This window comes from Klebsiella sp. MBT K-1, assembly GCF_002556465.1.
In the GTDB taxonomy this organism is placed as follows: Bacteria; Pseudomonadota; Gammaproteobacteria; order Enterobacterales; family Enterobacteriaceae; genus Klebsiella; species Klebsiella grimontii.
This window is the reverse complement of sequence record NZ_PDEL01000008.1, coordinates 125,523-141,910: the sequence shown is the minus strand read 5'-3', so window position 1 is coordinate 141,910 and position 16,388 is coordinate 125,523. Positions and strand designations below refer to the sequence as shown.

Here is a 16,388-nt window from a genome sequence, read left to right as displayed (position 1 = left end):
GTGTCAGCTTCGACACTTGTCGACACCTGACGATTAACGGGCCAGCGTCAGGTGGCTTAAATCCACCGGCTGGTCTTGTTCGATAGCCTCATAGAGACGGTCGTAAACGCTGGCGATAGTCGCCAGATAGTGCTCGAGAACCTGCTCGCGGTCGCGGTTGCTGATCCGGCCATCGATAGTGCCATCCGAGCCCAGCGTGGCCTGGGCGATCAGACGCCTGTCGTCGCCGTTTTTGGTTTCCACGTAATACTCGATGGTGTGGCTGTTAAACCCTTCCGCCAGCGCGACGTAGACCTGAAAATGGCCAAACAGGACGAAGCACAGTTCTTTATCCGGCGCGCAGCTCATGGCGTGATGCAGACGCGCTTTCGACAGGGTTATTCCCTGTACCAGGGAGTTGCAATAGGTGTGCCACTGCTCCTGATGCTGGCGGTGACGATCGGCGATGTAGTCCGCCTTTTCACTTAATTCCCAAATAGTCATCCCGGATCCCCCGTTGTATGAGATGCACCGGTTAAGCATTTTCCATGCCAAAAATTAATTTATTGATTTTAAATGAATTTATTAAATACCGGACGGCAGAAAGACATGTCGATGACGATATCTGACGCGCGTCATCGACATTTCCGTGACATTACCTGTGACCTGGCATCGTTATTGCATTAAAGGGCCATCGCGATACGGAGGCACCATGCACGAAATCACCCTTAGCCAGCGGGCGCTGGAAATTATCGAACAGCAGGCGCAGCAGGCCGGCGCGCGTCGGGTCACCGGCGTGTGGCTGAAGGTCGGGGCGTTTTCCTGCGTGGAGGCCAGCGCGCTGACCTTCTGCTTTGAGCTGGTGTGCCGCGGCACGCTGGCGGAAGGCTGCGAGCTGCATATCGCCGAGCAACAGGCTGAATGCTGGTGTGAAACCTGCCAGCAGTACGTGCATCTCATCTCGCAGCACGTGCGCCGCTGCCCGCAGTGTCAGAGCGACCGGCTGCAGATCGTGGCGGATGACGGCTTACAGATTCAGCGAATAGAAGTAACTCAGGAGTGACATATGTGTACAACCTGCGGCTGCGGTGAAGGCAACCTTTATATAGAAGGCGATGAGCATAACCCGCATTCGGCGTTTCGCAGCGCCCCCTTCGCGCCTGCCCCGCGCCAGATGATGAACATTACCGGCGTGAAAACCGATAACTTTTCCCCCACCCGCTCGGCAGCGGGCGACCTGCACTACGGTCACGGCGAGGCGGGTACCCACGCGCCGGGCCAAAGCCAGCGGCGGATGCTGGAAGTGGAAATCGACGTGCTGGATAAAAACAACCGTCTGGCCGCCCGCAACCGCGCGCGCTTCGCCGCTAAAAACCAGCTGGTGCTGAACCTGGTCTCCAGCCCGGGCTCCGGCAAAACCACCCTGCTGACGGAAACCCTGCTGCGGCTGAAAGCGAAAACCGCCTGCGCGGTGATTGAAGGCGATCAGCAAACGGTGAACGACGCCGCGCGCATCCGCGCCACCGGCACCCCGGCGATTCAGGTCAACACCGGTAAAGGCTGCCATCTCGACGCGCAGATGATCGCCGACGCCGCGCCGCGCCTGCCGCTGGATGACCGCGGGATCCTGTTTATCGAAAACGTCGGCAACCTGGTGTGCCCGGCGAGCTTCGACCTCGGCGAACGCCATAAAGTGGCGGTGCTGTCGGTCACCGAAGGCGAAGACAAACCGCTGAAGTATCCGCATATGTTCGCCGCCGCCAGCCTGATGCTGCTCAACAAGGTCGACCTGCTGCCGTATCTCAACTTTGACGTGGAGAAATGTCTGGCCTGCGCTCGCGAGGTGAACCCGGATATTGACATCATCCTGCTCTCCGCCACCAGCGGCGAAGGCATGGACCAGTGGCTTAGCTGGCTGGAGGCGCAGCAATGTGCATAGGCATTCCCGGACAAATCTGCGCCATTGACGGCAATCTGGCGAAGGTCGAAGTGTGCGGCATTCAGCGCGAAGTCGATCTCACCTTAGTCGGCGCGGTCGACGACCGCGGTCAGCCGCGTCTCGGCCAGTGGGTGCTGGTCCACGTGGGTTTCGCCATGAGCGTAATCAACGAAGCCGAAGCCCGCGACACCCTCGAAGCGCTGCAAAATATGTTTGAAGTCGAGCCGGACGTCGGCGCGCTGCTGTACGGCGAGGAGCGGTAAATGCGTTATGTCGATGAATACCGCGCGCCGGAACAGGTGATGCAGCTGGTGGAGCATCTCCGGCAGCGGGCGCGCCTGCTGCCGCATACCGCCGACCGTCCGCTGCGCATTATGGAAGTGTGCGGCGGCCATACCCACGCCATTTTTAAATTCGGCCTCGACCAGCTGCTGCCGGAAAATATCGAGTTTATTCACGGCCCCGGCTGCCCGGTGTGCGTGCTGCCGATGGGACGCATCGACGCCTGTATCGATATCGCCAGCCGTCCGGGGGTAATTTTCTGCACCTTTGGCGACGCCATGCGCGTGCCGGGGAAAAACGGCTCGCTGCTGCAGGCGAAATCGCGCGGCGCCGACGTCCGCATCGTCTATTCGCCAATGGACGCCCTGAAGCTGGCGCAGCACAATCCCGAACGTGAAGTGGTGTTCTTCGGCCTTGGTTTTGAAACGACGATGCCCGCCACCGCCCTGACCCTGCGCCAGGCCCGCGAGCGCGGCGTCGCCAACTTCTACTTTTTCTGCCAGCACATCACCCTGCTGCCGACCCTGCGCAGCCTGCTCGACCAGCCGGATAACGGTATCGACGCTTTTCTCGCCCCCGGTCACGTCAGCATGGTGATTGGCACCGACGCCTACGGCTTTATCGCCAGCGACTATCATCGTCCTTTAGTGGTGGCCGGATTCGAACCGCTTGATCTACTGCAAGGCGCGGTGATGCTGGTTGAGCAGACAATAGCGCGGCACAGCGACGTGGAGAACCAGTATCGCCGGGTGGTGCCCGATGAGGGTAATCCGCTGGCGCAGTCGGCCATCGCCGAGGTGTTTTGCCTTAGCGGCGATAGCGAGTGGCGCGGGCTGGGGGTGATTAGCGACTCCGGCGTGCATCTGACGGCGGCATACCAGCGCTTCGACGCCGAGGCGCATTTCCGCCCGGCGCCGCAGCGGGTCAGCGACGACCCGCGCGCCCGCTGCGGCGAGGTGCTGACCGGCCGCTGTAAGCCGCACCAGTGCCCGCTGTTCGGCAAGACCTGCAACCCGCAGAGCGCGTTCGGCGCGCTGATGGTCTCATCGGAAGGCGCCTGCGCCGCCTGGTATCAATATCGCAGTCAGGAAATCGAAGCATGAAAAGCGTTCAGTTAGCCCACGGTAGCGGCGGTCAGGCGATGCAGCAGCTGATCGGCGACCTGTTTATGCAGGCTTTCGCCAACCCCTGGCTGGCGGAGCAGGAGGATCAGGCGCGTCTCGATCTCACCCAGCTTAGCGCGCAGGGCGACAGGCTCGCCTTCTCCACCGACAGCTACGTCATCGATCCGCTGTTTTTTCCCGGCGGCAATATCGGCAAGCTGGCGGTGTGCGGTACGGCCAACGATGTGGCGGTGAGCGGCGCGCTGCCGCGCTATCTCTCCTGCGGGTTTATTCTCGAAGAGGGGCTAGAGATGGCCACCCTCGAAGCGGTGGTGAACAGCATGGCTCAGACCGCCCGGGAGGCCGGTATCGCCATTGTCACCGGCGATACCAAAGTGGTGCCGCGCGGGGCGGCGGATAAGCTGTTTATCAATACCGCCGGGATCGGCGTGATCCCCACCGGTATTCGCTGGGGGGCGCAGCAGATTAGCGCCGGCGACGTGCTGCTGGTCAGCGGTACGCTTGGCGATCACGGGGCGACTATCCTCAACCTGCGCGAGCAAATGGGGCTGGACGGCGCGCTGTCCAGCGACTGCGCGGTGCTGACGCCGCTGATTCAGACGCTGCATCATATTACCGGCGTTAAAGCGCTGCGCGATGCGACCCGCGGCGGGGTGAACGCGGTGGCCCACGAGTTCGCCGCCGCCAGCGGCTGCGGGATTGAGCTGTATGAGAATAAGCTGCCGGTGAACGAGACCGTGCGCGGCGTGTGCGAGCTGCTGGGGCTGGACGCGCTGAATTTTGCCAACGAAGGCAAGCTGTTGATCGCCGTCGCCCGCGAAGCGGCGGAAAGCGTACTTGCGCATTTACGGTCTCATCCGTTAGGCCGCGATGCGGCGATAATCGGCGACGTTGTGGCGCGCGCGGGCGTGCGCTCCATCGGCCTGTACGGCGTCAAACGTACGCTGGATCTTCCTCACGCCGAGCCGCTGCCGAGAATTTGTTAACGAGATTCAGGAGCTTTCCCGGAGGCGGCGCGATGCGCCTGTCCGGGCTACCCTAACCCGGATCGCACGAACCTGTAGCCCGGACAGATGCGCAGCATCGCCTCCGGGGAAAAATTAGGATCTCTGCATGATTATCCCGCCCAAACCCGCGGGCAACTGCGGATGGGTGGACGGCGGTCACAACCGCTTTATAAACAGACTATTATTTGTGTCATCACTTTCTTCTGCGCCGCTTTGCGGCGCTTTTGGACTTAAGCAATGTCGTATACACCGATGGGCGATCTTGGGCAGCAGGGTCTGTTTGATATCACCCGCATTTTATTACAGCAGCCGGATCTGGCCGCGCTGAGCGAGACGCTGACCGGCCTGGTGCAGCAGTCCGCGCTCGCCGACCGGGCGGCGATTATTCTGTGGCATTCCGGCAACCATCGCGCGACAAGGCACGCCTGCGACGATGCCGGGCATCCGGTGAGCTATGAAGATGAAACCGTCCTCGCCAACGGCCCGGTTCGTCGTCTGCTGTCCCGACCGGATGCGCTGCATTGCGATAGCGCCACCTTTGCCGAGACCTGGCCGCAGCTGGCCCGAAGCGGACTCTATCCCACCTTTGGCTATTACTGCCTGCTGCCGCTGGCGGCGGAAGGCCGCATCTTCGGCGGCTGCGAATTCATCCGCGATGACAACCGGCCATGGACTGAAAAAGAGTACCAGCGGCTGCACACTTTTACGCAAATCGTCGCCGTGGTGACCGAGCAGATCCAGAGCCGGGTCAGCAATAACGTCGATTACGACCTGCTGTGCCACGAGCGCGATAACTTCCGCATCCTCGTGGCGATCACCAACGCCGTGCTCTCGCGGCTGGATATCGACGAGCTGGTCAGCGAAGTGGCCAAAGAGATCCACCGCTACTTCCGCATCGATGCCATTAGCGTGGTGCTACGCAGCAACCGCAAAGGCAAGCTCAACATCTACTCCACCCACTACCTCGACGCCAGCCACCCGGTGCACGACCAGAGCGAAGTGGATGAAGCCGGCACCCTGACCGAGCGGGTCTTCAAAAGTAAAGAGATGCTGCTGCTCAATCTGCACGAGCATGACCCGCTGGCGCCGTACGAAAAAATGCTTTTCGAGATGTGGGATAACAAAATTCAGACCCTGTGCCTGCTGCCGTTGATGTCCGGCAATACCCTGCTCGGGGTGCTGAAGCTGGCGCAGTGCGATGAGAAAGTGTTCACCACCACCAATCTTAAGCTGCTGCGGCAAATCGCCGAGCGCGTCTCGATCGCCATCGACAACGCCCTCGCCTACCGCGAAATTCAGCGCCTGAAAGAGCGGCTGGTTGATGAGAACCTCGCCCTGACCGAACAGCTCAACAACGTGGAGAGCGAGTTTGGCGAAATCATTGGCCGCAGCGAGGCGATGAACAGCGTGCTCAAGCAGGTGGAGATGGTGGCGCAGAGCGACAGCACGGTGCTGATCCTCGGCGAAACCGGTACCGGTAAGGAGCTGATTGCCCGCGCTATTCATAATCTGAGCGGCCGCAATAGCCGGCGGATGGTCAAAATGAACTGCGCGGCGATGCCCGCCGGGCTGCTGGAAAGCGACCTGTTTGGCCACGAGCGCGGCGCCTTCACCGGCGCCAGCGCCCAGCGTATCGGCCGTTTCGAACTGGCGGACAAAAGCTCGCTTTTCCTCGATGAAGTGGGCGATATGCCGGTTGAGCTACAGCCGAAGCTGCTGCGCGTCCTGCAGGAGCAGGAGTTCGAGCGTCTCGGCAGCAATAAGCTGATTCACACCGACGTGCGCCTGATCGCCGCGACCAACCGCGATCTTAAGCAGATGGTCGCCGATCGCGAATTTCGCAGCGATCTCTACTATCGGCTGAACGTCTTCCCGATCCACCTGCCGCCGCTGCGCGAGCGGCCGGACGATATTCCGCTGCTGGTGAAGGCCTTCACCTTTAAAATCGCCCGCCGTCTGGGACGCAATATCGACAGCATTCCGGCGGAAACGCTGCGCCTTCTCAGCCGCATGGAGTGGCCGGGCAACGTGCGTGAGCTGGAAAACGTCATTGAGCGCGCGGTGCTGCTGACCCGCGGCAGCGTGCTGCAGCTCTCCTTGCCGGAAATGAACATCGAGCCGCAGCCGCTGGCGGCAGAAGTGCTGCCGGAGGAAGGCGAAGATGAATACCAGCTGATTGTCCGGGTGCTGAAAGAGAGCAACGGCGTGGTCGCCGGACCGAAGGGCGCGGCCCAGCGTCTGGGATTAAAGCGCACCACTTTGCTTTCGCGCATGAAACGGTTGGGCATTCATAAAGACCAGCTGCAGTAGGCGTATCTTCAGAACGCTGTTTCATTTTGATTTTAATGAAACAGCGTTCTGTGAAGCAACTCGCGTTACCCGCCGCTCATCGATGATAAATAAGCCTTTTCCTTAATGGAGATGCTTATGACGCGTTTACCTCTGACCGCCGCCATCGCTTTGCTTTTCTCTTCTCAGGCTGCATTTTCCTCTCTGCCCACTTTTTCTGTCTGGCCCGGCGGTGAAGCGCCCGGCGCGAAAAACAGCCCGGCGAGCGAATCGCTGGTGGAGCGCAGCAAAGACCCCTCGCTGCCCGATCGCGCGGTCACCGGCGTTCGCGCTCCGACAATTACCGTTTACGCGCCGGAGAAGCCCAACGGTATCGCGCTGCTGGTGACGCCGGGCGGCTCTTATCAGCGGGTGGTGCTGGATAAAGAGGGCAGCGATCTCGCCCCGGAGTTTAACGCCCGGGGCTATACCCTGTTTGTGATGACCTACCGGATGCCGGCGGACGGTCATGCGGAGGGCAGCGATGCGCCGCTGGCCGATGCCCAGCGCGCGCTGCGAACCCTGCGGGCGCGGGCCGCCGAGTGGCGTATCGACCCGCATAAAATCGGCATTATGGGCTTTTCCGCCGGGGGACACGTGGCGGCCAGCCTGGAGACCCGTTTTAGCGAACCGGCTTACGCCGCCGTGGATGTTATCGACCAGCAGAGCGCGCGGCCGGACTTCGCGGTGCTCGGCTATCCGGTTATTTCTATGGATCCGGCGATTACCCATCCCGGATCGCGCAAGGCGTTGATTGGCGAAACGCCGACGGCGGAGCGGCAGCGTCGTTATTCACCGGAGCAGAACGTCACGACGCAGACGCCGCCGACCTTTATTTTCCACGCGGTGGACGATCCTTCGGTGCCGGTGGATAACGCGCTGGTGATGTTTAACGCCCTGCGCGCGCAGCAGGTGCCGACCGAGCTGCATCTGTTCGCCGAGGGGAAACACGGATTTGGCATTCGCGGGACCCGGGGCCTGCCCGCCGCCGAGTGGCCGCAGTTGGCGATGAACTGGATAGCCTCGCTGGCGGAAATAAAAAAATAGCGCCGATAATCCCCGGCTCGCGGCTGTCGCCTTAGCCGGGCTACCTGTCCGCAGACTGCGGGGACCTCGTAGCCCCGGTAAGGCGTCAGCCGCCACCGGGGAGAGCATCCGAAGCCCGTTGGGTACGGCTTCCCGGAGGCGGTGCTGACGCACCTGTCCGGGTTACCTGTCCGCAGACGGCGGGGAACCCGTCGCCCCGGTAAGGCGACAGCCGCCACCGGGGAGAGCATCCGAAGCCCGGTGGGTACGGCTTCCCGGAGGCGGTGCTGGCGCACCTGTCCGGGCTACAAGTTCGTGCGGTTTGGTAGCCCGGACAGGCGCGTCAAGCGCCGCCTCCGGGGGATTTTGCCGAGCTATTTATCAGAACTGAAGCCGTTGCTGGTCGCCAGCTCGGCAAACCACAGCGCGTTGCGCTTTATCTGCCGCTCTCCGGTTTGCAGATTAAGCCGCCAGAAACCGTAGCGGCGCTTGAACGAGTTAATCCATGACCAGTTATCGATAAAGGTCCACTGATGCACGCCAAAGCAGTTCGCGCCGTCGGCTATCGCGCGGTGCAGCTGCACCAGATGCTCTTCCATCAGGCCGATGCGGAACGAATCGTCAATCACCCCGTCTTCGCCCGGTTCGCCTTCCGACTCAATATCCATCGCGATGCCGATTTCCGCGAGGAACCACTTTATATTGCCGTAGTTATCGCGAATATTGGCGGCAATGTCATAAATCGCCTGCGGCAGAATCTCATTATTATCGCGATAAGGATTAAAGCGCCCTTCTGGATTCACGTAGTTTTCGAAATAGAACTCCGGGGTGAAATAGTCCAGCGTATAGTCGCTTTCGCGCGCCTTCACCCGCCGCGGAACGTAATAGTTAACGCCGAGAAAATCGACGCGCGATCCGGTAATCAGCTCCACGTCGGCTTTTGTCACCTCCGGCAGGCAGTCGTGCGCGGCCAGAATTTCGCACAGCTCTTTCGGGAACTGATGCTTCACCAGCGGATCGAGAAAGCTGCGGTTGAAAAACAGATCCGCATACCACGCCGCTTTTTTATCCTCAGCGCTGTCGTTACGGGTATAGGAGGGCGTCAGGTTCAGCACCACGCCAATCTCGCTCTCCAGCGCCAGCGCGCGAAACTCGCGCACCGCTTTGGCGTGGGCCAGCATAATGTTGAACGCCACCTGCGCCGCCAGACTGCCGTCTTTCTTGCAGGGGTAGTGGAAGTCGTACAGATAGCCGCCCTCAACCGGTACAATCGGCTCGTTGAAGGTGATCCAGTATTTCACTTTGTGACCAAACAGCTCGAAGGCGGTGCGGGCAAAGCGCGCGAAGAGATCCGTCACGTGCGCCGACTCAAAGCCGCCGTACTGCTTTTGCAGCGCTTCCGGCATGTCGAAGTGGTAGAGGTTAATCATCGGTTCAATGCCGTTTTCGATCATCTCATCAAGGTAGGCATGATAGAAACGCACCGCGTCCGCATTGGGCGCGCCGGTTTCGAAGTCATCAATTAGCCGCGACCACTGAATCGACGTGCGAAAGGAGTTGAACCCGGTCCGCTTCATCAACGCCACGTCCTGAGGATACTGATGATAGGTATCGCAAACGGTTTGCGGCCCAATCTGCTGATAAAAACGTTCCGGCTGTTCGGCAAACCAGCTGTCCCAAATAGAACGGTGCGGCTTGTTGCTGATGCCTTCCGTTTGCGGACCGGATGCCGCCGCGCCCCAAAAAAAGCCTTCCGGAAACTGATACCGGGTCATAACGCCTCCTGTAAGTTAAAAAAGGCCGCACCCGACGGGCGCAGCCAATAAGCACTACTCTGCAACCACTTCAATCGATTTGATAAACATATAGCCCCAGTCGCCGGCGAATTTACCGAAGTCGATGCGGTTATCGCCGGCCTTCAGCTCGACCGGCACCAGTTGCTGCTGGCCCTGTTCATCGGTCTGCGGGAACTCAACCGAGATTGGCGCGCCGCCGTTGACAATAAACGAGTTTTTCTTGCCGCCCCATTTGCCGCTGAACGTCACCCGCAGCAGATACTTGCCGGCCCACGGCGCGGAAACCTGCCAGCTCACCTTATCGCCGTCGTTGGCGAACGGCCCGAGGAAGCCGTCTTCGTCAATCGTCAGCGCGTCTTTCTCGCTTTTCGCCGCCTCAATCTTGCCCTCGGTCACGTGCAATACCCCACCGCCAAAACGGCAGTAGTCGGCGGGGACTTTACCGACGGCTTCCGTCACCGTGACCTTTACGGTTTTGCTGCTTTTGAGCAGGCCGTCATCGGCGCTAAAGGTCAGCGCATATTCACCGGGGGCGCTGAACCAGGCGCGGGTTTCGGCTTTATCCGTCGCGCAGAAATGAGCCTGCGCGCTGCCGCCGTTGCTCCAGTTCACCTTTACGTCGCGGTCCGGGAGTCCGTCATCGCGCCAGCTCGCGCTCAGCTGCACGCCCTGATCCTGGCTGGTGGTGAGCGTCTCCGCCAGCGCGACTACCGGCGCCTGATTCGCCTGGGTGTGCTTCACGCTAATCACGTTCGAAGGCGCTGAGCTCCCGCTCTCATTCTTAGCGATGACGCGGTAATAGTACGTATTCCCCAGTTGCAGACTGCGATAGTCATCGCGGAACAGATCCATCGTCTGCGGGTTCCACTCGTTAACGCCATCGGAAATATCGCGCCCCACCACTTTCCACGGCCCGGATGCCGAATCAGCGCGCTCGACATCATAAGCGCGCCCTACCGCCGCCCCCAGCCAGTTGATAGCAAACGGTGAATCCGTCGCCCGCAGCGTCGGCGCATCCGGTTTCGGCAGCGGCGGCGCGTTCTCCTGCCCGTTCATCTGCGCCGCGGCGGTCCGCACCAGGTCGACCACTTCCATTTCCTCATTGGCCTTACCTTCCATCGGGAAGCCCGGCAGATGGTAGCTGTAGTGGCCGGTGGACTCTTTATGCCAGTAGAAACCGCCATCATGACGATGACCGCGGAAGCCCCAAATCAAGCCGCCCGCCGCCTGCGCGCCGTTGACTTCGCTATGGACGATCGACTGCATAATGGCGTTAAGCTGCTGCGCGTCCAGCAGGCCGAATTCGCCCACCATATAGACTTTTTTACTCGCTGCCGCCGTCAGGTCTTTTTTCACCTGATCGGGATGGTTGTTATCGGCATTGGTGTAATAGTGGTTGCTGACGATATCGACATTAGGATCGTTGAGCGCAAACCCGTTAATTTTCTTGTAGGTGCCATCGACCACCAGCTGATGCGGCGCCCACTTTTTGATCCACGCGGCGGTCTGCTGAAGGAACGCCGCGTTGGTGTCTTCCAGTTCGTTGCCGGTCTCCCAGGCCATAATCGCTTTTTCGTCGAAATAAGGACGACCGGTCACGCTGTTGGTACGGGTGATAACCTGGCGAATCACGTCAAGATAGGCCTTGAAGGTTTTACTGTCGGTACGGTAAAAATCCTCCGGCTTTTCGTGGTAGAACGCCGCCAGCTGCTCGCGACCGCCCCACCACCACCAGTGATCGATAAACGGCAGGATCAGGCGCAGCCCCTGTTTGTCCGCCTCGGCGATCATGTTGTCGTATACCCGCATCGCCTTTTCGTTCAGGCGCGGCATGCCGTCGGTGGTTTCCGGGGCCAGAATATGGGTTTCTCGACCGCAGGCCTCGTCAAACGTCTGCTGCACCGAGAGCACGTATACCCGCTGCGCCCTGGCGCCGGTTTGCACCATCGCCTTAATCCAGTTTTCCTGCTCTTCCGCCGTCGGCCAGCGGAAGTATTGCCCCCAGCCGCGCGTGTCGGCCTTACAGGTACCGCGCGCATCGTCCTCGATACGGTGCAGCTCCGGCGCGTGGATGCCCGCAAAGCGGAAAACCTTGTCGCCGTCTTTTAGCGTCGCGCCGTCGCGGGTAATAAAGTGTTCAAAGTGCGAGCGCTCTGCGGCCATCGCGCCTGCGCTTCCCAGCGCCGAAAGCAGCGCGACGAGCATCAGTTTTGTCACCGGCTTAATCATCGTTATCTCTCCTTAGAACCAGACTTCGGCCTGCACGCCAAAGTTCAGCGTGTCGGTGTCGCCGCTGCGCGAGTAGCCGCCTGCGGAAATAGTATTGGTGTCCCAGTTATAGTTGCCGTCCAGCGCGTCGGACACGCCTTTGTCCCACTTCGCGTAAGTGACGAAGAAGCGCAGCTGCGGGCGGGTCCAGAAGCCGGAATCAAAGGTCAGGGTCGGCGCGATGGTCACTTTCGTCAGGCCGCCTTTGCCTTTACCGTCCACGCCTTTGTAGTTTTTATCGTCGAGATATTCGTAGCCCAGCTCGTACTGCATGGCGAAGTTTTTGGTGATCTGCTGGTACGGGCGGATCCCCGCCACCCAGCTGGTGCGTCCCCAGCCGTCGGCATCTTCCGTCCACCAGCGGTAGTTTTTGTCTTTCTGATAGTAGGCAAACGTGGAGATTTCCCAGTCGCCGAGCGAGGCCATGTTATCCAGCACCACGCGCCAGGACTGGGTATCGTCGAGGTTTGCCCAGCCCCAGCCGTTTTTACCCAGCGAGTCCCCGGCCGCCAGGCCGCGCCCGTACTGGAAGACCACGCGAGAGTAGCCGCCAGTCAGGCCGTAAAAACCGTCAAAGTTGTAGACGCCGGTTACGCCGTAGCCCTTTTCCGCCGAGGTCGGGTGCTTCTCATTGCGGTTCATGTGGTGGCCAATCAGCTCAAGGTCGAAGCCGGTTCCGCCGATCTTTTTCAGCCACAGGTTGAGCGAGTAGTCATCCGGATAGCCCTGATCGCCTTTGTCGACCGGGTAGGCTTTGGTTTCGTCGGTTGGCGAGAAGGCGTAAACCCCGGCATCGAAGCGCGCGAAGCCAAGATCCATATTGTCGAAGCCGCCGCCGGTACCGTTGTACTGAATGTACTCCCAGTCGAACTGGTGGCTGGAGGTGTTGGAGCTGCTGTAGCGCTTACCGGCCCAGAAGGTCATTTCCGGCGCGAAGTCGAGGTTTGACAGTTCGGCGAAACCTTCGCGGAACTGCACATCATGCCCGTCGTCATCCTGACAGTTCCAGTCGGAGGTGCATTTCGACTGATGGGTAATGTTGGCCTGGACTTTAGCCACCACGCCGCTGTCCGAGGTTAACGTCACCGTCGGGATCAGTTCGATCTTGGTATCCTCTTCGTTGCCCAGACGCCACTTGCCGTCCGGCATCAGGCCAACGGAGTCGGCGCGGTTGCCGTCGGCGTTGGCGAGGATCCCCGAACGGATATAGCCGTGGAGCATAAAATCGTACTTCGGATCGGCGATGGCGCAGTCGCTCATCACCGCGAGGGCGAGTAAAGACAGAGGTATTGAATGATTTAGCCTGATCATTTTTATTCCTTGGTTATTTTTTTATTAACACTGCCTGAGAACGGGAGGAAATTTACGGATCAAAATTGGAAATGTACATCCATTAACGGAAATCGCTTTCCGTAATTGCCGGATGAGTTCACAATTTTAACGAGAGCGGGCGAATATTCGTGATGAGGTTCACATAATCCGGCAGAAATAAAAAAGCCCGCGCGCGGCGGGCTGTGGCTGGCAGGCGAAAAGCTTAGCGTTCGGCGTCGGCGAGCTGGCGTTCATAGACCTTGAAGAACGGACGATAGAGCATCCAGGCGTTAAAAATGGCAAACAGGCACATGCATAAGTTTTTCCAGCTGCCGTTGGCTGACCACGCCGCGCCGAGCGGCGCCGGCATCGACCACGGCAGCATCGCCACCGCCCGATCGAGAATCCCCAGTTGGGTTAAATACCAGGCGATACAGGCATTTATCAGCGGCACAAACAGAAACGGCAGCAGAAAGACCGGGTTCATGATAATCGGAAAACCAAACAGTATCGGCTCATTGATATTAAACAGCGAGGGGAGCAAGCCAATTTTCCCCACGCTTTTCAGCTGCCGCGAACGGCTGCGCATCGCCATAAACACCAGCGGCAGGGTGGAGCCGATGCCGCCGATCAGCAGGTAAAAATCCCAGAATCCCTGCAGGTAAATATGCGGCAGCGTGGCGGAACCGGCGGCCAGCGCCTGCTGGTTTTCAAACAGATAGGTCATCCAGAATGGGTTCATAATCCCGGTGATAATCAGCGCCCCGTGAATGCCGACAAACCAAAGCAGGTTACAGATAAACAAAGAGATTAATACCGCGGTTAAGGTGTCGGACGCCACCACCAGCGGCCGCACCGCTTCGCTAATCAGCTCCGGTAAAATGCGCCCGGTGCTCTGCAACAGCAGCGCGTTGATGACGCTGATGGAGAGCATCACCACCAGCAGCGGGATCAGCAGCTGAAAGCCGTTGCGGGTCATCACCGGCACCTCTTCCGGCAGGCGGATGCACCAGCCTTTTTTGTAGAAGAAGCGCACGATCTCAATGGAGTAAGTACTTGAAATCAGCGCGGTAAAAATCCCCATCCCGCCAAGATAAAGATTGGCCGCGCCGTTGCCGCGAAAGCCGATAAACAGCAAGAACGCCAGGCAGCCGGTCAGCCCGCAGAGCCGTTCCGGCAGCCGGTACTGCTTGGCAAGACTGGCGCTGGCGCCGAAGGCCACAATCAGCGCCACCAGCCCGATAGTCAGTTCGAAAGTCGGCAGCAGAATGGGACGCAGCTGGAAATAGAACTGGCCGAAAAACGATGCGCCGTCGATGGAAACGGGCGGAAACAAAATCGGCACCAGCAAACTTCCGACAATCACAAACGGCATCGCCAGCGCAAAGCTGTCGCGCATCGCCGTGATGTGGTTATTGCGCGTCAGAACGTTGGCCAGCGGCGCCAGACGCTGCTCGATGATGTCGACGGCAACATTCATCAACTGAATGTTCATAATCCTGCCTTTCAGAATAGGTTGGTCGCCAGGATGATCGCGCACTCCCGGGTAAAGTAAAAGCCCGCCATAGGTGATCGTGGTCACAATAAATAAATCCACAAACGGAAAGCGCTTTCCGTTTTATATCCATTATGACTATAGTCGGCGCATCCATCTCATCAGGAGCGATATATGAAAAAGATAATGTTGTGCTGTTCCGCGGGCATGTCCACCAGCCTGCTGGTGAAAAAAATGATCGCCGAAGCCGAGCAGCGCGGTCTACCGGTGGAGATCAACGCCTTCGGCGTCGCGGAATTCGATCGGCAGGTCGGCCATTACCAGGTGGTCCTGCTGGGGCCGCAGGTGAAATACATGCAGAAAGATCTGCAAAAACAGGCGGATAAATACGGGATCCGCGTGGAGCCCATCAACATGATGGATTACGGCATGCAGAAAGGCGGCGCCGTGCTGGATTTCGCGCTTTCCCTTATCGATAACAAAAATTAAGGAAAGATCATGAGCTCTCTGTACGCGAAGCTGATCGCCGTGATTGAACAGAAGATCACCCCTATGGCGGGGGCGATCGGCCAGCAAAAATACGTTACCTCCATCCGCGACGGTTTTATTACCGCCCTGCCCTTTATGATCGTCGGCTCGTTTTTGCTGGTCTTTATTTTCCCGCCTTTTTCTCCGGATACGACGTGGGGTTTTGCCCGCGCCTGGCTGCAATTTTCCCTCGATCATCGCGATGCGCTGATGCTGCCATTTAACTTCAGCATGGGGGTGATGACGCTGTTTATCGCCGTCGGGATCGCCGCCAGCCTGGCGAAACACCACAATCTGGACTCGCTGACCGCCGGGATGCTGTCGCTGATGTCGTTTCTGCTGGTGGCCGCGCCGCTGAAGGATGGCCAGATCTCCACCGCCTACTTCTCGGGTCAGGGGATCTTTACCGCGATTCTGGTGGCGATTTACTCCACCGAACTGTACGCCTTCCTCAAGCGGCACAACATTACGATCCGTCTGCCGCCTGAAGTTCCGGCGGGCGTAGCGCGCTCGTTTGAAATTCTGATCCCGGTGCTGGCGATCGTGCTGACGCTGCATCCGCTGAATCTGTTTATCGAAGCGCAGCTGGGAATGATTATCCCGGAAGCGATCATGTCGCTGGTGAAACCGCTGGTGGCGGCTTCCGATACCCTACCGGCGATTCTGCTGTCGGTGCTGGTGTGCCAGGTGCTGTGGTTTGCCGGGATCCACGGGGCGCTGATCGTCACCGGGATCATGAATCCATTCTGGATGGCGAACCTGTCGATCAACCAGGCGGCGATGGCCGCAGGCACCGCGATCCCGCATATCTACGTCCAGGGCTTCTGGGATCACTACCTGCTGATCGGCGGCGTCGGATCCACCCTGCCGCTGGCGCTGATGCTGCTGCGCAGCAAGGCCGTGCATCTGCGAACGATTGGCCGGATGGGCGTGGTGCCGGGCGTATTTAACATCAACGAGCCGATTCTGTTTGGCGCGCCGATCATCATGAACCCGCTGTTCTTCCTGCCGTTCGTGCTGGTGCCGATGATCAACGCGACCCTGGCCTACTTTGCGCTGAAGCTGGACCTGGTGAGCCGCGTGGTGTCGATGACGCCGTGGACGACGCCTGCCCCTATCGGCGCCTCATGGGCGGCGAACTGGAGCTTTAGCCCGGTGATCATGTGCCTGATCTGTATGGCGACGGCGATGGTGATGTACCTGCCGTTCCTCAAAGCCTACGAAAAACAGCTGCTTGAGCAGGAGCACGCTAACGCGGCCGCCCAGGCCGAAAGCGCGCCGCAGTCCGCATAATTCATACTATTC

At 59.4% G+C, this 16,388-nt stretch carries 14 protein-coding genes; 9 read left to right on the top strand and 5 right to left on the bottom strand.

Annotated features, from left to right (window positions below; genetic code table 11):
• Positions 1 to 33 precede the first annotated feature (33 nt).
• Entirely contained in the window at positions 34 to 483 is a 450-nt protein-coding gene (gene hycA / locus CMQ96_RS13855) for a formate hydrogenlyase regulator HycA (RefSeq protein ID WP_004134329.1), read from the bottom strand.
• Between the two features lie 208 nt (positions 484 to 691).
• Between hycA and hypA the strand changes: the two genes are divergently transcribed.
• From hypA to CMQ96_RS13820, 7 genes are all read left to right on the top strand, one after another.
• Positions 692 to 1,042, top strand: coding sequence for a hydrogenase maturation nickel metallochaperone HypA (gene hypA, locus CMQ96_RS13850; protein ID WP_004134327.1), 351 nt, complete (start codon positions 692 to 694; stop codon positions 1,040 to 1,042).
• 3 nt (positions 1,043 to 1,045) lie between these two features.
• Complete coding sequence (gene hypB / locus CMQ96_RS13845; protein WP_004134325.1) at positions 1,046 to 1,918, top strand: hydrogenase nickel incorporation protein HypB; 873 nt, start codon at positions 1,046 to 1,048, stop codon at positions 1,916 to 1,918.
• The gene (locus CMQ96_RS13840) at positions 1,909 to 2,181 is read left to right on the top strand and encodes a HypC/HybG/HupF family hydrogenase formation chaperone (RefSeq protein WP_004104861.1); all 273 of its coding nucleotides are present in this window, start codon (positions 1,909 to 1,911) and stop codon (positions 2,179 to 2,181) included. Before hypB ends, CMQ96_RS13840 begins: the two co-directional genes overlap by 10 nt.
• Entirely contained in the window at positions 2,182 to 3,303 is a 1,122-nt protein-coding gene (gene hypD, locus CMQ96_RS13835; RefSeq protein ID WP_049099312.1) for a hydrogenase formation protein HypD, read from the top strand.
• The gene (gene hypE, locus CMQ96_RS13830; protein WP_098066930.1) at positions 3,300 to 4,310 is read left to right on the top strand and encodes a hydrogenase expression/formation protein HypE; all 1,011 of its coding nucleotides are present in this window, start codon (positions 3,300 to 3,302) and stop codon (positions 4,308 to 4,310) included. The genes hypD and hypE overlap by 4 nt, the downstream gene beginning before the upstream one ends.
• 258 nt (positions 4,311 to 4,568) lie before the next feature.
• On the top strand, positions 4,569 to 6,641 hold the full coding sequence (gene flhA, locus CMQ96_RS13825; protein ID WP_098066929.1) for a formate hydrogenlyase transcriptional activator FlhA: 2,073 nt from the start codon (positions 4,569 to 4,571) through the stop codon (positions 6,639 to 6,641).
• Positions 6,642 to 6,758: 117 nt separating this feature from the next.
• Complete coding sequence (locus CMQ96_RS13820) at positions 6,759 to 7,706, top strand: alpha/beta hydrolase (RefSeq protein ID WP_098066928.1); 948 nt, start codon at positions 6,759 to 6,761, stop codon at positions 7,704 to 7,706.
• A gap of 353 nt (positions 7,707 to 8,059) precedes the next feature.
• Here the strand turns inward: CMQ96_RS13820 and CMQ96_RS13815 are convergent, their stop codons facing one another.
• The 4 genes from CMQ96_RS13815 to CMQ96_RS13800 form a co-directional block, all read right to left on the bottom strand.
• Positions 8,060 to 9,460, bottom strand: a complete 1,401-nt coding sequence (locus CMQ96_RS13815; RefSeq protein ID WP_098066927.1) for a glycoside hydrolase family 1 protein — start codon at positions 9,458 to 9,460, stop codon at positions 8,060 to 8,062.
• A gap of 54 nt (positions 9,461 to 9,514) precedes the next feature.
• Positions 9,515 to 11,707, bottom strand: coding sequence for a CBM35 domain-containing protein (locus CMQ96_RS13810; protein ID WP_176518989.1), 2,193 nt, complete (start codon positions 11,705 to 11,707; stop codon positions 9,515 to 9,517).
• 15 nt (positions 11,708 to 11,722) lie between these two features.
• Positions 11,723 to 13,060 (bottom strand): carbohydrate porin, encoded by a 1,338-nt coding sequence (locus CMQ96_RS13805; RefSeq protein ID WP_024358454.1) that lies wholly within the window; start codon positions 13,058 to 13,060, stop codon positions 11,723 to 11,725.
• 223 nt (positions 13,061 to 13,283) lie between these two features.
• On the bottom strand, positions 13,284 to 14,555 hold the full coding sequence (locus tag CMQ96_RS13800; protein WP_024358455.1) for a PTS sugar transporter subunit IIC: 1,272 nt from the start codon (positions 14,553 to 14,555) through the stop codon (positions 13,284 to 13,286).
• A 174-nt stretch (positions 14,556 to 14,729) separates the two neighbouring features.
• Between CMQ96_RS13800 and CMQ96_RS13795 the strand changes: the two genes are divergently transcribed.
• Complete coding sequence (locus CMQ96_RS13795; protein ID WP_004134312.1) at positions 14,730 to 15,044, top strand: PTS sugar transporter subunit IIB; 315 nt, start codon at positions 14,730 to 14,732, stop codon at positions 15,042 to 15,044.
• Positions 15,045 to 15,053: 9 nt separating this feature from the next.
• A complete protein-coding gene (locus CMQ96_RS13790; protein WP_004134311.1) occupies positions 15,054 to 16,376 on the top strand; it encodes a PTS cellobiose transporter subunit IIC in 1,323 nt (440 codons plus the stop codon).
• The last annotated feature ends 12 nt before the right edge of the window (positions 16,377 to 16,388 follow it).

What these genes read in the sequence shown, in the direction of transcription:
- CMQ96_RS13840 (WP_004104861.1), top strand. Translation starts at nt 1,909, where the DNA reads ATGTGCATAGGCATTCCCGGACAAATCTGCGCCATTGACGGCAATCTG.
- hypB (WP_004134325.1), top strand. Translation starts at nt 1,046, where the DNA reads ATGTGTACAACCTGCGGCTGCGGTGAAGGCAACCTTTATATAGAAGGC.
- CMQ96_RS13795 (WP_004134312.1), top strand. Translation starts at nt 14,730, where the DNA reads ATGAAAAAGATAATGTTGTGCTGTTCCGCGGGCATGTCCACCAGCCTG.
- hycA (WP_004134329.1), bottom strand. Translation starts at nt 483, where the DNA reads ATGACTATTTGGGAATTAAGTGAAAAGGCGGACTACATCGCCGATCGT.
- hypE (WP_098066930.1), top strand. Translation starts at nt 3,300, where the DNA reads ATGAAAAGCGTTCAGTTAGCCCACGGTAGCGGCGGTCAGGCGATGCAG.
- hypA (WP_004134327.1), top strand. Translation starts at nt 692, where the DNA reads ATGCACGAAATCACCCTTAGCCAGCGGGCGCTGGAAATTATCGAACAG.
- CMQ96_RS13790 (WP_004134311.1), top strand. Translation starts at nt 15,054, where the DNA reads ATGAGCTCTCTGTACGCGAAGCTGATCGCCGTGATTGAACAGAAGATC.
- CMQ96_RS13815 (WP_098066927.1), bottom strand. Translation starts at nt 9,460, where the DNA reads ATGACCCGGTATCAGTTTCCGGAAGGCTTTTTTTGGGGCGCGGCGGCA.
- CMQ96_RS13820 (WP_098066928.1), top strand. Translation starts at nt 6,759, where the DNA reads ATGACGCGTTTACCTCTGACCGCCGCCATCGCTTTGCTTTTCTCTTCT.
- hypD (WP_049099312.1), top strand. Translation starts at nt 2,182, where the DNA reads ATGCGTTATGTCGATGAATACCGCGCGCCGGAACAGGTGATGCAGCTG.
- CMQ96_RS13805 (WP_024358454.1), bottom strand. Translation starts at nt 13,060, where the DNA reads ATGATCAGGCTAAATCATTCAATACCTCTGTCTTTACTCGCCCTCGCG.
- CMQ96_RS13800 (WP_024358455.1), bottom strand. Translation starts at nt 14,555, where the DNA reads ATGAACATTCAGTTGATGAATGTTGCCGTCGACATCATCGAGCAGCGT.
- flhA (WP_098066929.1), top strand. Translation starts at nt 4,569, where the DNA reads ATGTCGTATACACCGATGGGCGATCTTGGGCAGCAGGGTCTGTTTGAT.